Source organism: Stenotrophomonas sp. Steno-C17 (assembly GCF_056393165.1).
Genome location: NZ_JBWJPD010000001.1, coordinates 203,874 through 220,462, shown reverse-complemented (window position 1 = coordinate 220,462; position 16,589 = coordinate 203,874). Strand labels below are relative to the sequence as shown.

Genomic DNA, 16,589 nt, shown 5'->3' with positions numbered 1-16,589 from the left:
GCCGGGCGTCTTTTTTCCAGCCCTCAGGCGGCGCGCAGCACCTTCGCCGCCGTGGCATCGGCGTGCAGGCGGAAGCGCGACACCGCCACCGCCAGCTGTTCGGCCTGCTCTTCCATCGCCCGCGCCGCGGCCGTGGCTTCTTCCACCAGCGCCGCGTTCTGCTGGGTGGTCTCGTCCATCTGCACCACGGTCTGGTTCACCTGCTCGATGCCGGCGGACTGTTCGCGCGAGGCCGCCGAAATCTCGGCCATGATGTCGTTCACCCGGCCCACCTGACCGACGATCTCCTGCATGGTGCGGCCGGCGCCGTGCACCAGCTGCGCACCGGTCCCCACATGGGCCACCGAGGCATCGATCAGTTCCTTGATTTCCTTGGCCGCCCCTGCCGAACGCTGCGCCAGTGCGCGCACTTCGCTGGCCACCACGGCAAAGCCGCGGCCCTGTTCGCCGGCGCGCGCCGCTTCCACCGCCGCGTTCAACGCCAGGATGTTGGTCTGGAACGCGATGCCGTCGATGACCGAAATGATTTCGGCAATGCGCTGCGACGAGGTTTCAATCTGTTCCATGGTCTGCACCACCTGGCCGACCACCTGCCCGCCTTCGCTGGCCACGCCGGCCGCCGACGCCGCCAGGCTGTTGGCCTGCTGCGCGTGCTCGGCGTTCTGGCGCACGGTGGAGGTCAGTTCTTCCATCGATGCCGCGGTTTCTTCCAGGTTGGCCGCCTGCGTTTCGGTACGGCGCGACAGATCGTTGTTGCCCGAGGCAATCTCGCCGGCGGCCAGACGGATGCTGGCGGCCGACTGCTGGATCTGGCCGACGATCTGGGTCAGCTGCTGCACGGTGCTGTTGGCATCGTCGCGCATCACCGCGAACACACCGTGGAAGTCACCGTGCATGCGGGTGCTCAGGTCACCGGCGGCGATCGCGCGCAGCAGCGTGGAGAGCGCGGCCAGGTTGTGGTCGCTCACCTGCATCATGGTGTTCAGGGTTTCCACCATGCGGCGGAAATCATGCTCGAAGCGCTGGGCATCGCCACGCACGGCGAAATCACCGGCAGCAGCAGCGGCGGCCAGCTGCTGGATCTGATCGTTGATCGCGCCCAGGTTGTGCTTGGTGGTCGCCATGGCGGCGGTGAACACCGCCTTTTCGCCCGGCAGGGCATCCATGTCCACGCTCAGGTCGCCCACGGCGTAGCGCTGCATCACCTCCACCAGGCGCTGGGTGACCGCATTGCTGGACGCCACCAGCTGGTTGCTGTCGGCCACCATGCGGCCGTACTCGCCGGGGAATACCGAGGCATCCATGCGGTAGCTGATCTGCCCGGCGTCGTGGCGCTGCGCCATCTCGGCCTGGGCAGCCATGACCGCCTGCAACTGCCCGCGCATGGCCTGCATCGCGTCCAGCAGACGGCCCACTTCATCGTTGCTGCGCGCGGGCATGGCCGAATCCAGCTTGCCGGCAGCGACGTCACCGGCAATGCGCACGGCTTCGGCCAGCGGACGGATCGCCAGGCGGCGCAGCAGCACGTACACGCCAGCACTCAGGGTCAGCGCAGCCACCACGCCCACCAGCAGGGTCAGCCAAAGCAGCTGGCGCGCTTCGGCCACGATCACCGCATGCGGCACCACCACGCCCAGCGCGAAGCGCTGCGGCGCATTGCCGATCTTCAGCGGCACGTACAGGCGCACGTTGCCGGCATCATCCGGCTCGAAGGCTTCCACGGTCTTGTCGGCGGCAATCTGCTGCAGCATCGCGCGGGTGCCCGCATCGGTACGCGGCTTGCCGATCTCAGCGGCATTGGCGGCCGCCAGCACCACGCCCTTCGGCGACAGCAGTTCAACGCGGCCGGCACCCATCGGGGCCAGGGTGGCCAGATGCTTCTGCAGGGCCGCCAGCGAGAAATCGACGGTGAACACGCCCAGGAATGTGCCGTTCTCCACGATCGGCGTGCTCAGCGTGCTCATCAGCACCTGCTGGCCACCGATGTCGTAGGCGTAGGGTTCGCTGACCTTGGGCAGCTTGTCGCGGCTGGGGCCCACGTACCAATCACTGGAGCCGCTGGCATTTTCGGTGTAGTCGGTCATCGTCGACTGGGTCGGCTTGCCGTCCTGCCAGGCCCAGTAACTCATGTAGCGACCCGTGGCATCGTGCGCCTCGGTGTTCACGAACTCGGCGTCCTTGCCATCGAAGGCATCGGCTTCCCACATGGTGCTCTTGCCCAGCCATTCCGGGTGGGCATGCAGCTGTTCGCCGATGATCGCGGCCAGGCTGGCGCGGTCGGGCACATCGCCGCGCTCGCGCTGGGCCAGCACGGCCTCGGCCATGGCGTCGTTGCTGGCGAAGGCCGTGCCCAGATCGGCGGCGACCTTGCGTGCCTCGGCATTGGCTTCGCTGGCCATGGTCTGGCGCGAAGCATTGATCAGGCTGCTGCTGGCCTGGCGGTAGATCAGGAAGGCGGTCAGGCCGAAGCACAGCAGTGCGATCAGCGCGGTGCCCAGCATCAGCTTGTGGGCAATGCTGCCGGGGCGACGGGCAGCCGTAGAACGGGAAGGCGACATGGAAGGATCCGCAGGTGATTCAGGACAACCGGCACCGGTGGGGGCACCGCGCAGATGCGCGATCCCTCGCGCGGGCCACCTTCCAGAAGAAGGCGCGCACCGGGTTAACGGCCGCGCGCCGCACAGGTTGAGCCGGGCTGGCTGCCGAAGCTGAACGTACTCAGCATCGCGGGCGGGGCCACGTGCCCGGGGCGTCGCGCCATTCGTAGAGTCGAGCTTGCTCGACTGGCGCGGTGCCGGCCGACCTTCATGGCCGTCGAGCAAGCTCGACGCTACGGGGAACGCGGGTGCCGGCCGGCTCGCGCCGTTCGTAGAGTCGAGCTTGCTCGACTGGCGCGATGCCGGCCGACCTTCATGGCCGTCGAGCAAGCTCGACGCTACGGGAAACCCGGGTGTCTGCCGGGCTTCATCGCCGTTCGTAGAGTCGAGCTTGCTCGACTGGCGCGGTGCCCGCCGCGTTCAGGGCTGGGCCATCGCGCGGGGCAACACTTCAATGCTGCCGGCGGCGTACTGCTGCAACACTTCTTCCGGCCCATGGCGCGGCTGCCACCCCAACTGCTGTTGCAGCCGGCCGCTGTCGTATACCCGGTCGATCGACGGCGGCAGCGGCCAGCCGCGGCGCTCGAATTCGGCCAGCAACTGCGGCGCGCGGCGCGCCAGCACCTGGCGCGGATCGACGGCCAGCTGCAGGCAGTCCTCGCGCTGGAATGGACTGGCCCCGCAGGCGATGTAGCGCTGGAACGCCCCGCCTTCGTCCAGCAGCAGCGCCGCATGCGCGCTGGCCACATCGCGTGCATCAATGCCCCGATGCAGGCGGAACAGCGCCATGCGCTCGGGCGGTTCAGGGAAACAGCGGCCCATGCGCAGCACCCGCACACTGAAGCTGTCCGACGCCGCCTCCTCGGCCAGCGCCTCGGCCTGCAGTTTGCTGCGGTGATAGACGGTACGCGGCAGCGGCTGGGTGTCTTCGTCAATCCAGCGGCAGCCGCCGGGCACCACGGCATGGCCATACAGGGCGGTCGTGCTGGTCAACACAAACCGCGGCACGCCGGCCTGCCGCGCCAACTGCAGCAACTGCACGGTCGCATCCACATTCACGGCCTGGAACACCGCTTCGTCCACCAACCCCACATGCGGCGCGTGCAGCGCGGCGGTGTGGATCACCGCATCCACGCCCTCCAGGGCGCGCTGCAGCGCAGTACGGTCAGTCACGTCGGCCACGATGCGGGTGGTGGCGAACGGGCTGCGGTCCAGACCGATCACCTCGTGCTGCGCCGCCAGCGCACCAAAGATCGCGCGGCCGATGCGGCCGGAACTTCCGGTCAGCAGAATCTTCATGGAATCCATTCACTCGACAGCGCCCGGAACGTACCGGGATGAAGCGATTCTAGGCAGGCCATGCGACCGCGGCGATAGCGGCAGATTGCAGTTGTGCGCGGACGCACACAAAAGGCCCCGCCACATGGCGGGGCCCGGGTTGGCTGGTGGGGGTCAGCCAGAAACGATCAGGCGATCAAGCCGCCTTCATTGCGTGCTTGCGGGTGCGCATCACCGCGTGGCATTCCTGCACGTCCGGCAGCCACTGGGTGACTTCCTGGCGCACGGCCGGCGGCAGGTCGTTTTCCTTCAGCACGTCCTTGAACGCGCCCAGCAGGCGGTCTTCCGATTCTTCCAGCTCGGCCACATAGCCGTAGTTGGTATCGCCGAAGGCCGCGCGCACCTTGCCGTAGAACTGCTGCATGGAACCGACCAGGGTGCCGTGCTCGGCCGGCTTGCCACCGGTGGCGGCCACTGCGCCGCTCAGCGAAGTCACGATGCGCGCCTTGACGCCGGCGATGCGGGTGAACAGCGCCGACAGCTCGGCATCCTTCACCTTGGTGGCCGCTTCTTCATAGAAGGATTTGCCGTCGCGAGCGATTTCGATCAGGTCGTTCAGACGGCTTTCGATGGTGGACTGGGTGCTCATGGCGTGGCTCCTTTTCGGATCTGCGGGAAGGGGCAGCGGTGCATGACCGTTGCCGTGCGCAGCCACAGTGATCGAACGCGTGTGCGGTGCAGGTGAGCAGCGATTGATGCGGGAATCACGCTGTAGAACCGGCGCTGACTGCTTCACGCGGCGTTGCAGCGGCTTCACGTGGTTGCAGCAATTTCAGTGTTCCACCACGCGGAAAACGCCTATTTCGGCGCATCCTCATTCGCACTCGCGCTTAACAGCGCCTGCGCACGCGGTGACAGCACACATCCCTGCGCCTGCAGTCGCGCAATGGCCCCTCGCGTGCGGCCAAGCACTCCGGTATTGGCAATGAAGGTGAATGCGCTTCCTTCAAACGCCAGCACGATGTTCTGGGTAGTGCGCCAGTTGCGGTAGTCCACTTCGGCAATCGCGCTGTAGGGCCGCTCATGGCGGCGCAGCACGCGGTATTCCACACGGTCGGCGTGCAGGACCAGGCGCGGGTTCAGGCTGTTGTGCGCCAGCGCGAACCACGGCAGCGCGCGCAGCCCCAGGAACGCAGCTTCAAGAGTGACGGTGAGGGACGCGGTGTGCATGGCCCATTATCGCAGCTGGATGCCCTCCCCTCACGTGACAACGCCCCGGCAGGTTGTGCCGGGGCGCTGACGCCCTACTTCTGCTGCAGGAAGGCCAGCAGGTCCTGGTTGACCTTGTCCTTGTGGGTGTCGGTCAGGCCGTGCGGCGCACCCGGGTACACGATCAGCTTGGCGCCCTTGATCAGCTTGGCCGACTGGCGACCGGAGATATCGATCGGCACGATCTGGTCGTCATCACCGTGGATGACCAGGGTCGGCACATCGAACTTCTTCAGGTCGGCGCGGAAGTCGGTGGCCGAGAACGCGGCAATCGAATCGTAGGTGTTCTTGTGGCCACCCTGCATGCCCTGCGCCCACCAGGCGTCGATCAGGCCCAGGGAAACCTTCGCGCCCGGGCGGTTGAAGCCGTAGAACGGACCCGACGGAATGTCCTTGTACAGCTGCGCGCGGTTGTCCATCTGCGCCTTGCGGATACCGTCGAACACTTCGATCGGCAGACCGTTGGGGTTGTCGGCGGTCTTCAGCATGAACGGCGGCACCGAGCTGATCAGCACGGCCTTCTTCACCCGGCCGGTGCCATGGCGGCCGATATAACGCGCCACTTCACCGCCGCCAGTGGAGAAGCCCACCAGGGTCACGTCGTGCAGGTCCAGGGTGTTGATCACCGTGGCCAGATCATCGGCGTAATGATCCATGTCGTTGCCATCCCAGGGCTGGCTGGAACGGCCGTGGCCACGACGGTCGTGCGCGATCACGCGGTAACCGTGGTTGGCCAGGAAGATCATCTGCGATTCCCAGCTGTCCGAGTTCAGCGGCCAGCCATGGCTGAAGGTGACGACCGGGCCGTCCTTCGGGCCCCAATCCTTGTAGTACAGCTGCACGCCATCGGCGGTGGTGATGTAGCTGGCGGTGCGGGCAATGCTGGTAACGGCAGCCGGCTTGGCCGGCTCGGCGGCCTGGGCGGATACGCCGGCCTGTACGGACAGGGCCAGCACGGCGGCGGCCAGAGTACGGGTAGCAAATTTCATGGGGGAACCTCGTCTTGGGTGGTTGGACAGGCGCTACTGTGCGCCCGGATCCGAGCGCATCGGTGACGAATGGTCCGCAAAACTTGATCGACCGTATTGGATCGATGTGCTGCGGTGACCGTGCGCCCCACGTGCGCCGCTACCCGCCGTAATCAATGCCCTGCACCAACCGCGCTGCCAACCGCGGCAGGCGCAACTGCTGCAACCACCACTGCAGTGCGCGGCCCTCATGTTCACCACGCCAGGCCACGTACAGCAGGTTCGGCTCACGCGGGTCGGCCATGGTTTTTTCCACCAGTTCGCCGCGCGCCAACAGACTGGCCACGCGCTCGCGCGGCAACCAGCCCACGCCCAGCCCCTGCCGCTGCGCTTCGATCTTGGCGCGCATGCTGGGCACGGCCAGCGAAGGCTGCCCGCCCACCACGCCATAGCCACGTGCATCCAACCGCCGCGAGGTATCGGCCACGACCACGGCGCGATGCTGCAGCAGCGTGGCGGCCTGCACCGGCTCCTGCGCGCGCGCCAGCGGGTGCCGCGGTGAGACCGCAAACACCCAGTCCATCACCCCCAGTTCGAACCAGCGCAGGCCAGGAATCACCGGCGGTTCGTTGGTCGCGCCCACCACCAGGTCGGCGCGGCCCTCGCGCAGCGCCTCCCAGGTGCCGGTCAGCACCTCATGGGTGATGCGCAGGCCCACGCCTGAGTCCAGCGCGTCGAACGCCTGGATGACCGGCAGCAGGGTTTCAAATTCCAGCACTTCGTCGGTCACGATCGACAGCCGGTCTTCCCAACCGCCGGCCACCTGCTGCACCCGTCGGGTCAGCCGCGAAACGTCCAGCAGCAACCGCGCCGCTTCCTGCGCCAGCAACTGACCGGCCGGGGTCAGCTGCAGGCGGTAGCGGCGGCGGTCGAACAGCAGCGCATCGAAGCGCGCTTCCAGTTGCCGCGCCGCATGCGAAATCGTCGAGGGTGCCTTGCCCAGCCGGGCCGCCGCACGCGACAGGCTGCCGCTCTCACGGATGGCTTCCAACAGGGCCAGTTCGTCTGCCGACAACATGTTCGATCCCTTCGAACGAGTTCGTCGGAAGTGTGGCACGGAAACCGCCCAGGCGCGGCGCAGCATGGGCTCACGGCAAAGAGCCGGCATCGAAGGACTTCACCATGAACCGCTTCAGCAACAAGACCCTCCTCGTCACCGGCGGCAGCAGCGGCATCGGTCTGGCCACCGCCCAGGCCTTCGCCCGCGAGCGCGGCCGGTTGGTCATCACCGGCCGCGACGCCGCGGCACTGGAACAGGCCCGCCCCAGCCTGGGCGATGACGCCCTGGCACTGGTGAACGACGCCGCCGACCCGGCCGGCGCCCGCGCCCTGGCCGCTGCGCTGGCCGAGGCCGGCGTGCGCCTGGACGCCGTGTTCCTCAACGCCGGCATCGCCCGCCTCGCCCCGTTCGAGAGCGTGGACGAGGCACTGTGGGACCAGGTGTTCAACACCAATATCAAGGGCCCCTATTTCCAGGTGCAGGCGCTGCTGCCGCTGCTGAACCCGGGCACCTCGATCGTCATCAACGGGTCGATCAACGCCCATATCGGCATGCCCAACAGCTCGGTCTATGCCGCCAGCAAGGCCGCAGTGATCTCGCTGGCCAAGACCCTGTCGGCCGAACTGCTGCCGCGCGGCGTGCGGGTGAACGTGGTCAGCCCCGGCCCGGTGGCGACCCCGCTGTACGGAAAGCTGGGTCTGGACGCCACCACGCTGGATGCCACCGCCGCGCAGATCCAGAGCCAGATTCCGCTGGGACGTTTCGGCACCCCGGACGAAATCGCGGCCACCGTGCTGCACCTGGCCGCGCCCGAATCGGCCTTCATCGTCGGCACCGAGATCATCGCCGACGGTGGCATGAGCCAGCTGTAACCCCCTTCCTTTCAGGAGAACACCATGAACATCCTGTCCCGTTCCCTGCAGCGCGCGGCCACCGCCCTGCTGCTTGCGCTGGCCGTGCAGGCCAGCGCCCACGCCGCCGGCGCTGCCGCCATCAGCGAGCACACCACCACCGTCAACGGCGTCAGCCTGCACTACCTGCAGGCTGGCCAGGGCGAGCGATCGCCGGTGGTGCTGCTGCACGGCTACGCCGAAACCAGCCACATGTGGCGGCCATTGATGCCCCAGCTGGCCGACCACCACGTAGTGATCGCGCCGGATCTGCGTGGCGCCGGCACTTCGTCCAAACCCGAGGGCGGCTATGACAAGAAGACCCTGGCCCAGGACATCCACGCACTAGTGAAATCACTGGGCTATTCCAAGGTGAAGATCGTCGGCCATGACATCGGCCTGATGGTCGCCTACGCCTACGCCGCGCAGTACCCGGACGAAGTGGACAGCATCGTGCTGATGGATACCTTCCTGCCCGGCGTGGGCGACTGGACCCACGTCTGGCTGCTGCGCGACCTGTGGCATTTCCACTTCTACGGCGAAACCCCGCTGAAGCTGGTGCAGGGCCGCGAGCGCACCTACTTCGAGCATTTCTGGAACGACTTTGCGGCCAATCCGGCGCAGTCGGTGCCCGAAGCGGACCGCCGCTTCTACGCCGCCGAATATGCGCGCCCCGGCGGCATGCGGGCCGGCTTCGAGTACTTCCGCAATTTCGAGCAGGACGCGAAAGACTTCGCGCAGTTCGCGAAGACGCCACTGCAGATGCCGATGCTGGTGCTGTCCGGTGAAAAGGCCGCCGGCCAGTTCCTGATTGACCAGGCGCGGATGGTCGATACCCAGGTGGAAGGCGTGATCGTGAAAGGCTCTGGCCACTGGTTGATGGAAGAGGCACCAGAGCAGACGATTCCCGCGCTGGTGGCCTTCCTGGACCGCTGAGTGCGTGAGTGCAGGCGGGGCCGGCCTGTCGATTGTCGGCCCCGTCGTTCGTCGGAACAGGTAACGCAGGCCGTTTCCCTGCAGGAGCAGCAGCATGCAACCGACCATCACCGCCTTTGCCACCTCCCCCGACCGTGGCCAGGGCCTGGCCCGCGACATGCGCGTGCGCTGGGCACTGGAAGAACTGGGCCTGGCCTACGACGTGCGCCTGCTGAGCTTCGCTGAAATGAAGGAACCAGCGCACCGCGCGCTTCATCCGTTCGGGCAGATTCCCACCTATGAAGAGGGCGACCTGGTGCTGTTCGAATCGGGCGCGATCATCCTGCACCTGGCCGAACAACATCCTGGCCTGCTGCCGCCCGATGGCAACGCGCGCATGCGCGCGATCATGTGGATGTTCGCCGCGTTGAACACGGTGGAGCCGCCGATTGTCGAACGCTCGCTGGCCTGGGTGCTGGAACGCGAACAGCCCTGGTATGCGCAGCGGCTGGTGATGCTGGATGAGCGCGTGCGGCGGCGGCTGGGCGAACTGTCCGCACGGCTGGGGGATGGCCCTTGGCTGGAAGCTGGCTTCAGCGCCGCCGATCTGCTGATGGTGTCGGTGCTGCTGCGCCTGAAGAGCAGCGGCATCGTCGATGAATTCCCGCTGCTGGCCGCCTATGTGGCGCGCGCAACGGCACGGCCGGCCTACCAGCGCGCGTTCGCCGCGCAGCTGGCAGTGTTCCAGAACGCCTGATGGCGCGCCGCTCGGCCGGCCTCAGCGCAGTGGATCGGCCGCCACGCCTTCATGGGTGATCTTCACCGGCAGGATGTGGCCCTGCGCATCGAACTCGATGCGCTCGATGGCGGTCACTCGATGGTCGCGTGCGCTGTCACCGTGGGGGCGACGGTGGTAGACGATGTACCAGCGATCGGTGCCCGGCACCTGGATCACCGAGTTGTGGCCTGCGCTGGTGGCGATGGTTTCATCCTGCTGCAGGATCTTGCCGACGCGCTTGAACGGCCCGGTGGGTCCATCGGCAATGGCATAGGCCACCGAATAATCCGGGCTGCCCCAGCCGCCTTCGGACCACATGAAGTAATAGCGGCCGCCGCGCTTGAACATCAGCGGGCCCTCCACGTATTCCGGGGCCGGGGTGATTTCCTTGAACAGCGTGCCATCGGCCAGCGGCAGCACGCCGGTGAAATCGTCCTTCAGCCGCACGATATTGGCGTGCTTCCAGCCGCCGTAGATCATGTACCAGGCGCCATCGTCATCCTTGAACACGAACTGGTCGATGGGCTGGGCGCCATTATGGAAGGCGCCCACCAAGGGCTTGCCCAGCAGATCCGTGTAGGGACCTTCCGGGCGGGCGGCCACGGCCACGCCGATGCCACCCAGCTCGCTGTCGTTCTTGATGTCGTTGGCGGCGAAGAAGAAGTAGTACCTCCCGTTGTTCTCCACCACCGACGGCGCCCACATCGCGCGCTTGGCCCAGGGCACCGCCTTGGCGTTCAGGACGTCGGCATGCTTGGTCCAGTGCAGCAGATCGGGCGACGAGAACGCATCGAAGGTGGTTTGCGCTTCGTACACGGCCGAGGTGGTCGGGAAGATCCAGTAGCGGCTGCCGAACACGGCTGCTTCCGGGTCGGCATACCAGCCCTGCAGTATCGGATTACCCGAGGTGGCCGGAGGCGCGGCCTGCGCGCCCGATGCCAGTGTTACCGCCATGCAGGCGGCCATCATCCACTTCCCCAACGCCATGCCGTCCGCTCCCGTGCTGGATGGATGGGAGCATATTAGATCGATCCAGATAAGGAATGCGAAGGCGGTCCCACTCCACATGCGGGAGTGGAACGCGGGCGTCAGGCCTTCTTGATGACGGTGCGCTTGCCGATGGTGCTGGTCTTGCCTGCGGTCGGCTTGGCCAGGCCGGGAATCAGGAAATCGGTGACCTTATGGCCCTTGGACACCTTGGCCGCCAGCCAGCGCGGCATGCGCCCACGGCCGGTCCAGGTCAGGCGCTTGTATTCGGGATCCCGGTATTTGGGCGCCACCTTGCCGGACTTGCGGCGGGTGGGCTTGCGGGCCGGCGCGGGCGCGGCGTCTGCATCGTCACCGAACAATTCTTCGATGGTGTAACCGGCTTCGGCCGCGGCGGCCTTCAGCAGGCGGCGCACGGCGGCGGCCGGGCGACGGGAGGTGATCAGGGCTTTGCGCTGTTCAGCGGCGGCCACCAGGGCGCCCAGCTCGCGCAGGCTGAGCGATTCGATATCGATAGTCATGGGGGGGAAAGGTCTACTGTGGCGGGGTGGGTGTCAAGCTGGGTTTACCTGCCATTCGACTTTGGCTGGCGAACGGTTTGTCCCGCTTGTCTGGGGAGGCATCGATACCGAATGAACGGTTTTTCGGCTCGATCAACGGCAGTGAGGGCATTTCCATCGGCGCTCAGCCTGAAGTGGCTGGCGCTCAGCCAGGTCTCGCCCTCGCCAGAGAGTTCCGCGATGAGCATGATTTCGCGCGGTCCGTTGGTCACCACAGCCTTGATGGGACCCACGCTTCCCCAGTAGGTGATGTGCCTGGGCTTGATGACGAGGATGGATTCGTCCCAATCGGCACCGCAGGCTCTGGTCCCCGCGCTCCACTCACCGAGAAAACGGGCGGGGACGGAATCGACGCGCTCGGCAGCATGCAGACCAAAACTGGAAACTGCCAGCAGAACTGCAAACAGATGATTCATCCATCGACTCCACACCTACTGGTGAAAGCAGACATGATGATGCCACGGGATTCAAATGCCGCGCATGCGGAGACATGCTTACCCGGGACGAGTTACGGGTGAATGGCGTAGACGAAGAAGGCGTCGTCACGCTCCCACCCGAGGCCTTCATACAGCCGCTGCGCAGGCAGGTTGCTGCGGCCGGTCTGCAGTTCCAGGCGCCCCGCGCCACGCCGACGTGCCTCGTCGGTTGCCGCGATCATCAACGCACGGGCCAGGCCCTGGCGACGTGCCGACTGCGCGATATACAGGTCGTACAGAATGAAACTGCGCTGCGCAGATACCGAATCGAACAGCGGGTACAGCTGAGTAAATCCAACGATTCCGTGTTCTTCGGATTCGATTACCAGCACCAGTGAATCGCCGGCCTGCAACCGCTCGTGCATGAAGGTGGTGGCCAGTTCAAGGTCGGCGGGCTGTTCGTAGAACTGCCGGTAGTCGTTGAAAAGCGCAGCGACCTGGGGGAGGTCGGAAGACGAAGCCATGCGGGTGGTGGGTGCCATGGGGAGCCTCGTTGCTGAGGTCTGAGCGTGACGCTGGGGGGGTGAGCGTGGTGTTGAAGGCTGGCTGGTGGTGTGCTCGGGGGCCACCACGCCCCATACATGCCCTCCAAGACCGGAATTCCTTGGGGCAAGTTATTGCACAGCACTGGGCAAAGCATCACTATCCGCAGACGACAACTGGAAGGAGCATGGATGTGCTGAAGATTCCAAAGAAGGTCTCGGACAGGTGGCCTGCAACGGTAAAGTCGCTTGTCTCTGTCGCCATTTCCCACAAGACCAAGGATGTGTCTGAAGCGGACACAGTCACCCTCGTCAAGGACATGCTTGCCGACATTTTCGGTTATGACAAATACAATGAACTGACGAGCGAACAGCAGATCAGAGGAACCTTCTGCGACTTGGCGGTGAAGATCGACGGCAAGATCAGGGTCCTGATTGAAGTGAAAGCTGCCGCCATATCGTTGAACGAAACCCACCTGCGCCAGGCCATCAACTACGGTGCCCACGAGGGAATCGAGTGGATTGTGCTGACGAACGCACTCGAGTGGCGGCTGTACAGAATCAAGTTCGGACAACCCATTGAGTACGAACTCGTTTCATCGTTCTGCATAGCGGATATCAACCTGAAGAACGACGAGGACCAGCGCAAGTTGTTCCTGCTCTGTCGAGAAGGGATCACCTCCGATGCGATGGGTCTGTATCACCAGCACATCTCGGTTCTCAACAGATTTACGGTTGCCCAGGTTGTTCTCGGGGAGCCCGTTGTTTCTGTTATCCGCCGGGAGCTGCGCCGCCTTTTCCCAGAGTTGAAGATCGAGCCAGAGGCCGTAGTTGAGCTTCTCAACAATGAGATCCTCAAGCGCGAAGTGCTGGACGGGGAAAAGGTAAAGGACGCCCAGCAGCGCATACGGCGGGCGGTCTCGAAGAATTCGAAGGCACAGGCGAAGAAGTCCAGCCAGGCTGATTCTGCGCAGGAGCCTGCAATGAGCTAGGCATTGGGGACGCGCAGCGTCCCCAGGCTTCAAGCCAAAGCGCGATCGAATCTACGTGAGATCGGTCGGCCCATGCACCTCATCCGAACCGCGACTCCTGATCTTCCAATTGCGCCTCGTACCGCATCAGGAGCTCTTGGAGCACGTAAGCAGAGCCCACGGCATTCATGTAGCGCCCCGTCAATCGAAAATTCCTGAACAGATGCAATGGATCGGCGACCATCGTTCCCTTTACGATCGAGCCCGCAAACGCATGCGTCTCTTGGGCAATGAACCTCGCCAACTGCGCAGTTGCGTAGGTCAGTGCACCTATCGAGAGGAAGTGCAATTCATCCTTATCAGTAAGCGACGGTGCAAAAGCACTCATCAGCGAGGAATTTCGTCCACCGTGAGTGCTCTCAGAGAAGACTTTCTTTGCATGGCGGTGCCTGTCGACGAGCGATTTGGAGAGATCTGCTTCGGTTCCACATGCCAAGAGATACTGATGTACTTTGTCGTATACCTTCCCGTACCCGATGTGTTTGTTCCAGAACTCGTTGGTATCGCGGGTTGCGGCAAACGCTTCGCATGTTTCAGCACTGAGCGCCAGCGCCATTGCAATCTCAATGTCCTCAATGAACGTGCGCGCCAAGACTCGCGCTGTCATGTCCTGCCCAATGGCCAGGAGATCGCGTATGGAGATGACATCGCGCTTGAGCTTGGAGACCGTTACCGCGAAACCGGCAAGGTTGCTGCTTAGCGGAGCCTCATAGAGGTAGCGCTCAAACTGCACGAAAAACTGGATGCTCTCGTCCAACAGGACAAACCACGGCTGCAGGTGGTCATCGATACGCTTTGCCAAGCGCTCTCTCGTTTCCTGCATAGCAACCGGGACATTGATGCGCCCGCAATCCGCAGGTACGACAGCAGCCGACTGCAATCGACTGGCTTGATCAACCAGTGCCTTTACGACAGATTCCTCTATCTTCATGCCAGGTACGATTCCGCTCTCCGGGTGTGAAGGACGTTCTTCGCTTCTTCTCGCATTTGATCATATAGCCGACTTGCGCACGCGTCTTCTTGCACGCGGCCAGAATCTGAGCCCAGATCGGGTTCAACCGGGAAGTATTGGAAATGCGAGCGAGAAAAAAGCCAGCACGGCCGGACGCAGCGTTGTGCCGGTCGTTGGACCGACTTCGACAACGCTGGGCAGATGTTTGGTGGGCCCACCAGGATTCGAACCTGGAACCAAGGGATTATGAGTCCCCTGCTCTAACCGTTGAGCTATAGGCCCTGCGCAGCCTCACAGTGTAGTGGAGCCCGCCCGTCCCTCGCTACTCAGTCGTCAACGGCAAGCACCCCCGCCACCTGCCGCAACCGATCTTCGGCAGCCTCTGCGTACACCTGCATCTGCCGCAGATGCGCACGAAACAAGGCCACAGCGCTTCCCGCCCCCTCCAACCCCAATCGATTCTCCCCACCAAATCCCTCAACCAATCCCCCACCAGATTGCGTCAGCAACGCGAACGTGGCTCGCCGTGCAAACCCCCAGCGATCCTCAAGCTCGTCCAGCATCACATCATTCCAATCCAGCAGCGGCGGGAAATCGGGAACGTCTCGATCCGCCTCAACGGGCTCAACATCATTCATGGCTCTACTCCAGATGCAGGGTGATCAAAGCAACAGCTCGCCCCAGGAAAGGTGCGGGGTGTTGCGCGTCTGCATCGGTACCGGCGTGTCCGGACCGCCTACGAGGTGTGTTGAGCACCTGCCAAACCAGCGTGCGGCAGCCACAGGAAGAATTCAAACGGCAGACGCGACACCAGAACAATCCGCCGGGCATGGCCCGGCGCTACCAGACCGGTTCACCCAAACCGCGCGCCCATCGCCCGCACGCGCTCGGCATTCACCGCCGCCAACGCGCGTAACCCAGCCGACCCCACGCGCCCCTCCCCCGCCACACGCTCCCAGAACTCCGCCGCCAGCGGCGCCGCCCAGCGCAGGTGTTCCAGCTCGCCGCTGCCACGCGGTGCCACGGCTTCCAGCGGCGAGTCCTGCCGCAGCACGCCCAGCCGCGACGGTGCCAGCGACATCGGCAGCATGTCGTACGCCGGTGCCAAGGGCAGCGCGCCGCGATCCACAAAGTGGAAACCCACGTTGCCCTGGTGCATGTCGCTGTTGCCGATCAGGCGCCCGAATGCATGCAGCCGCGCCATCGCCTGCACGGTGCGCGCAGACAGCCAACCCATCGCCTGCAGTTGCGCACCGGCAGTGGGCCAGTCCAGCGTGGCTTCGCCGGTGAACGCGGCCGACAGCGCCAGCAGCGAGACGAAGCCACGCCGCCCCAGCAGATCGGCCGTGCGGTCGAACCGCTCCACTTCCAGGAACGTATGCGTGGGTGTCTGCAGCAGCTCGCTGTGGGCGGCGTTCATGCCGGTGCCGCGCAGGGTCTGCAGGGCCAGGTGTTCGCAGACCAGCAGGTCGGCCCAGCGCTGCGCAGCGTCGCCGCCATCGGGCTGGGCAAACTTCACGATCACCGCGCGTCGGCCGCCCGCGCTTTCCACGGTGGCGGTGAACTTGGGCTGCTCGCCCCCCGGTGATGAGCCCACGTCTTCGCCGGCCAACGCGGCACGCGCGCGCTCGGGGTACTGGTGCGTGCGGTCGGCGGCGTCCACGCGGTCCGGTGGTGCGTCCAGTGCAGCCAGGGCGGCCTGCACGGCGTCGCCGCCCAGCAGCAGGTCGCCGATTTCGGTGCTACCGCCCTGCGCCAGCGCCGTCAGCACGTCATCGCGCTGCCATCGGTTGAGGTCGGTCGGCAGGCCAAGCGCGCGGCCGCGGCCATGGGCGAAGCTGCGGCCCAGGAAGCCCTGCGGACGCAGGTCGTCCAGGTACCAGGGCAGACCCGGGAAGAACCCGGCCAGGTCACCCTCGGGCGCGCGCAGCAGGTTCGTGCGCGCGCGGCTGGCGTCCACATGGAAGGTGTCACCACTGAGCGCGACCAGCCGGCCCAGCTCTTCCAGCGTGGCATCTTCGCGCAGCCGGTACAGAGGCCATTCGCTGCCCACGCGTGAGGGTTGGCGCAGCGCGTAGGCGGTCGCGCGGGTCTGGCCCAGCCGCACCACCTGGTCGCCACTGGCGGCCACCAGCCGACTCAGGGTCATGCGATTCACGCCCAGCCGTTCGGCCAAGACCGCCGCCGACAGTGGCTGGCCGGAGGGGAGCTGGGCGATCAGGTCCTGGGGTTGAAGCAGCGGCGGGCGGGCCATGGCAGGCGTTTCTGACGGAATAGTGTTACGTATTTAGCGCAAATTCTAAGGCTCCGCAAGCAACCAGTAATTCACAATTGGTTGTTTTACAA

At 65.1% G+C, this 16,589-nt stretch carries 17 protein-coding genes and 1 tRNA gene; 4 read left to right on the top strand and 14 right to left on the bottom strand.

The genetic code is table 11. From position 1 onward, the window contains the following. Positions 1-23: 23 nt before the first annotated feature. The 6 genes from AC06FA_RS00980 to AC06FA_RS00955 form a co-directional block, all read right to left on the bottom strand. The gene (locus tag AC06FA_RS00980) at positions 24-2,558 is read right to left on the bottom strand and encodes a methyl-accepting chemotaxis protein (RefSeq protein WP_478066728.1); all 2,535 of its coding nucleotides are present in this window, start codon (positions 2,556-2,558) and stop codon (positions 24-26) included. 459 nt (positions 2,559-3,017) lie between these two features. Next, on the bottom strand, positions 3,018-3,896 hold the full coding sequence (locus AC06FA_RS00975) for an NAD-dependent epimerase/dehydratase family protein (RefSeq protein WP_478066727.1): 879 nt from the start codon (positions 3,894-3,896) through the stop codon (positions 3,018-3,020). Between the two features lie 175 nt (positions 3,897-4,071). Next, the gene (locus tag AC06FA_RS00970) at positions 4,072-4,524 is read right to left on the bottom strand and encodes a PA2169 family four-helix-bundle protein (RefSeq protein WP_108754253.1); all 453 of its coding nucleotides are present in this window, start codon (positions 4,522-4,524) and stop codon (positions 4,072-4,074) included. A gap of 209 nt (positions 4,525-4,733) precedes the next feature. Further along, positions 4,734-5,105 carry a hypothetical protein gene (locus AC06FA_RS00965; protein WP_478066726.1) on the bottom strand — a complete coding sequence of 124 codons (372 nt, stop codon included), beginning with the start codon at positions 5,103-5,105 and terminating at the stop codon, positions 4,734-4,736. Between the two features lie 74 nt (positions 5,106-5,179). After that, positions 5,180-6,133: an alpha/beta fold hydrolase gene (locus AC06FA_RS00960; RefSeq protein WP_478066725.1), complete on the bottom strand. Its 954-nt coding sequence runs from the start codon at positions 6,131-6,133 to the stop codon at positions 5,180-5,182. Between the two features lie 139 nt (positions 6,134-6,272). Continuing rightward, positions 6,273-7,190: a LysR family transcriptional regulator gene (locus AC06FA_RS00955; RefSeq protein WP_478066724.1), complete on the bottom strand. Its 918-nt coding sequence runs from the start codon at positions 7,188-7,190 to the stop codon at positions 6,273-6,275. Between the two features lie 104 nt (positions 7,191-7,294). Between AC06FA_RS00955 and AC06FA_RS00950 the strand changes: the two genes are divergently transcribed. The 3 genes from AC06FA_RS00950 to AC06FA_RS00940 all read left to right on the top strand — a co-directional run bounded on the left by AC06FA_RS00950 (position 7,295) and on the right by AC06FA_RS00940 (position 9,734). Continuing rightward, positions 7,295-8,044: an SDR family oxidoreductase gene (locus AC06FA_RS00950; RefSeq protein ID WP_478066723.1), complete on the top strand. Its 750-nt coding sequence runs from the start codon at positions 7,295-7,297 to the stop codon at positions 8,042-8,044. 24 nt (positions 8,045-8,068) lie between these two features. Beyond that, on the top strand, positions 8,069-8,998 hold the full coding sequence (locus AC06FA_RS00945; protein ID WP_478066722.1) for an alpha/beta fold hydrolase: 930 nt from the start codon (positions 8,069-8,071) through the stop codon (positions 8,996-8,998). A gap of 94 nt (positions 8,999-9,092) precedes the next feature. Continuing rightward, positions 9,093-9,734 carry a glutathione S-transferase family protein gene (locus AC06FA_RS00940; protein ID WP_478066721.1) on the top strand — a complete coding sequence of 214 codons (642 nt, stop codon included), beginning with the start codon at positions 9,093-9,095 and terminating at the stop codon, positions 9,732-9,734. 21 nt (positions 9,735-9,755) lie between these two features. On the opposite strand, the gene AC06FA_RS00935 is transcribed toward AC06FA_RS00940, so the two are convergent. From AC06FA_RS00935 to AC06FA_RS00920, 4 genes are all read right to left on the bottom strand, one after another. Next, a complete protein-coding gene (locus AC06FA_RS00935) occupies positions 9,756-10,742 on the bottom strand; it encodes a glycoside hydrolase family 43 protein (protein WP_478066720.1) in 987 nt (328 codons plus the stop codon). A gap of 101 nt (positions 10,743-10,843) precedes the next feature. Then, entirely contained in the window at positions 10,844-11,263 is a 420-nt protein-coding gene (locus AC06FA_RS00930; RefSeq protein ID WP_478066719.1) for an H-NS histone family protein, read from the bottom strand. 44 nt (positions 11,264-11,307) lie between these two features. Continuing rightward, a complete protein-coding gene (locus AC06FA_RS00925; protein ID WP_478066718.1) occupies positions 11,308-11,718 on the bottom strand; it encodes a hypothetical protein in 411 nt (136 codons plus the stop codon). A 92-nt stretch (positions 11,719-11,810) separates the two neighbouring features. After that, the gene (locus AC06FA_RS00920) at positions 11,811-12,260 is read right to left on the bottom strand and encodes an N-acetyltransferase family protein (protein ID WP_478066717.1); all 450 of its coding nucleotides are present in this window, start codon (positions 12,258-12,260) and stop codon (positions 11,811-11,813) included. Positions 12,261-12,448: 188 nt separating this feature from the next. Here AC06FA_RS00920 and AC06FA_RS00915 point away from each other — a divergent pair, with 188 nt between their 5' ends. After that, positions 12,449-13,252 carry a type I restriction enzyme HsdR N-terminal domain-containing protein gene (locus AC06FA_RS00915; RefSeq protein WP_478066716.1) on the top strand — a complete coding sequence of 268 codons (804 nt, stop codon included), beginning with the start codon at positions 12,449-12,451 and terminating at the stop codon, positions 13,250-13,252. A 79-nt stretch (positions 13,253-13,331) separates the two neighbouring features. Here the strand turns inward: AC06FA_RS00915 and AC06FA_RS00910 are convergent, their stop codons facing one another. The 4 genes from AC06FA_RS00910 to yjjJ form a co-directional block, all read right to left on the bottom strand. Continuing rightward, positions 13,332-14,222: a hypothetical protein gene (locus AC06FA_RS00910; RefSeq protein WP_478066715.1), complete on the bottom strand. Its 891-nt coding sequence runs from the start codon at positions 14,220-14,222 to the stop codon at positions 13,332-13,334. Positions 14,223-14,449: 227 nt separating this feature from the next. Further along, positions 14,450-14,525, bottom strand: a tRNA-Ile gene (locus AC06FA_RS00905). 44 nt (positions 14,526-14,569) lie between these two features. Next, complete coding sequence (locus AC06FA_RS00900) at positions 14,570-14,881, bottom strand: hypothetical protein (protein ID WP_478066714.1); 312 nt, start codon at positions 14,879-14,881, stop codon at positions 14,570-14,572. 215 nt (positions 14,882-15,096) lie between these two features. Next, positions 15,097-16,497, bottom strand: coding sequence for a type II toxin-antitoxin system HipA family toxin YjjJ (gene yjjJ / locus AC06FA_RS00895; RefSeq protein ID WP_478066713.1), 1,401 nt, complete (start codon positions 16,495-16,497; stop codon positions 15,097-15,099). Between the last annotated feature and the right edge of the window lie 92 nt (positions 16,498-16,589).

Excerpts from the sequence above, each read along its gene's own strand:
- AC06FA_RS00980 (WP_478066728.1), bottom strand. The coding sequence starts at position 2,558 with ATGTCGCCTTCCCGTTCTACGGCTGCCCGTCGCCCCGGCAGCATTGCC.
- AC06FA_RS00910 (WP_478066715.1), bottom strand. The coding sequence starts at position 14,222 with ATGAAGATAGAGGAATCTGTCGTAAAGGCACTGGTTGATCAAGCCAGT.
- AC06FA_RS00950 (WP_478066723.1), top strand. The coding sequence starts at position 7,295 with ATGAACCGCTTCAGCAACAAGACCCTCCTCGTCACCGGCGGCAGCAGC.
- AC06FA_RS00970 (WP_108754253.1), bottom strand. The coding sequence starts at position 4,524 with ATGAGCACCCAGTCCACCATCGAAAGCCGTCTGAACGACCTGATCGAA.
- AC06FA_RS00915 (WP_478066716.1), top strand. The coding sequence starts at position 12,449 with ATGGATGTGCTGAAGATTCCAAAGAAGGTCTCGGACAGGTGGCCTGCA.
- yjjJ (WP_478066713.1), bottom strand. The coding sequence starts at position 16,497 with ATGGCCCGCCCGCCGCTGCTTCAACCCCAGGACCTGATCGCCCAGCTC.
- AC06FA_RS00935 (WP_478066720.1), bottom strand. The coding sequence starts at position 10,742 with ATGGCGTTGGGGAAGTGGATGATGGCCGCCTGCATGGCGGTAACACTG.
- AC06FA_RS00920 (WP_478066717.1), bottom strand. The coding sequence starts at position 12,260 with ATGGCACCCACCACCCGCATGGCTTCGTCTTCCGACCTCCCCCAGGTC.
- AC06FA_RS00975 (WP_478066727.1), bottom strand. The coding sequence starts at position 3,896 with ATGAAGATTCTGCTGACCGGAAGTTCCGGCCGCATCGGCCGCGCGATC.
- AC06FA_RS00940 (WP_478066721.1), top strand. The coding sequence starts at position 9,093 with ATGCAACCGACCATCACCGCCTTTGCCACCTCCCCCGACCGTGGCCAG.
- AC06FA_RS00900 (WP_478066714.1), bottom strand. The coding sequence starts at position 14,881 with ATGAATGATGTTGAGCCCGTTGAGGCGGATCGAGACGTTCCCGATTTC.
- AC06FA_RS00955 (WP_478066724.1), bottom strand. The coding sequence starts at position 7,190 with ATGTTGTCGGCAGACGAACTGGCCCTGTTGGAAGCCATCCGTGAGAGC.
- AC06FA_RS00930 (WP_478066719.1), bottom strand. The coding sequence starts at position 11,263 with ATGACTATCGATATCGAATCGCTCAGCCTGCGCGAGCTGGGCGCCCTG.
- AC06FA_RS00965 (WP_478066726.1), bottom strand. The coding sequence starts at position 5,105 with ATGCACACCGCGTCCCTCACCGTCACTCTTGAAGCTGCGTTCCTGGGG.
- AC06FA_RS00945 (WP_478066722.1), top strand. The coding sequence starts at position 8,069 with ATGAACATCCTGTCCCGTTCCCTGCAGCGCGCGGCCACCGCCCTGCTG.
- AC06FA_RS00925 (WP_478066718.1), bottom strand. The coding sequence starts at position 11,718 with ATGAATCATCTGTTTGCAGTTCTGCTGGCAGTTTCCAGTTTTGGTCTG.
- AC06FA_RS00960 (WP_478066725.1), bottom strand. The coding sequence starts at position 6,133 with ATGAAATTTGCTACCCGTACTCTGGCCGCCGCCGTGCTGGCCCTGTCC.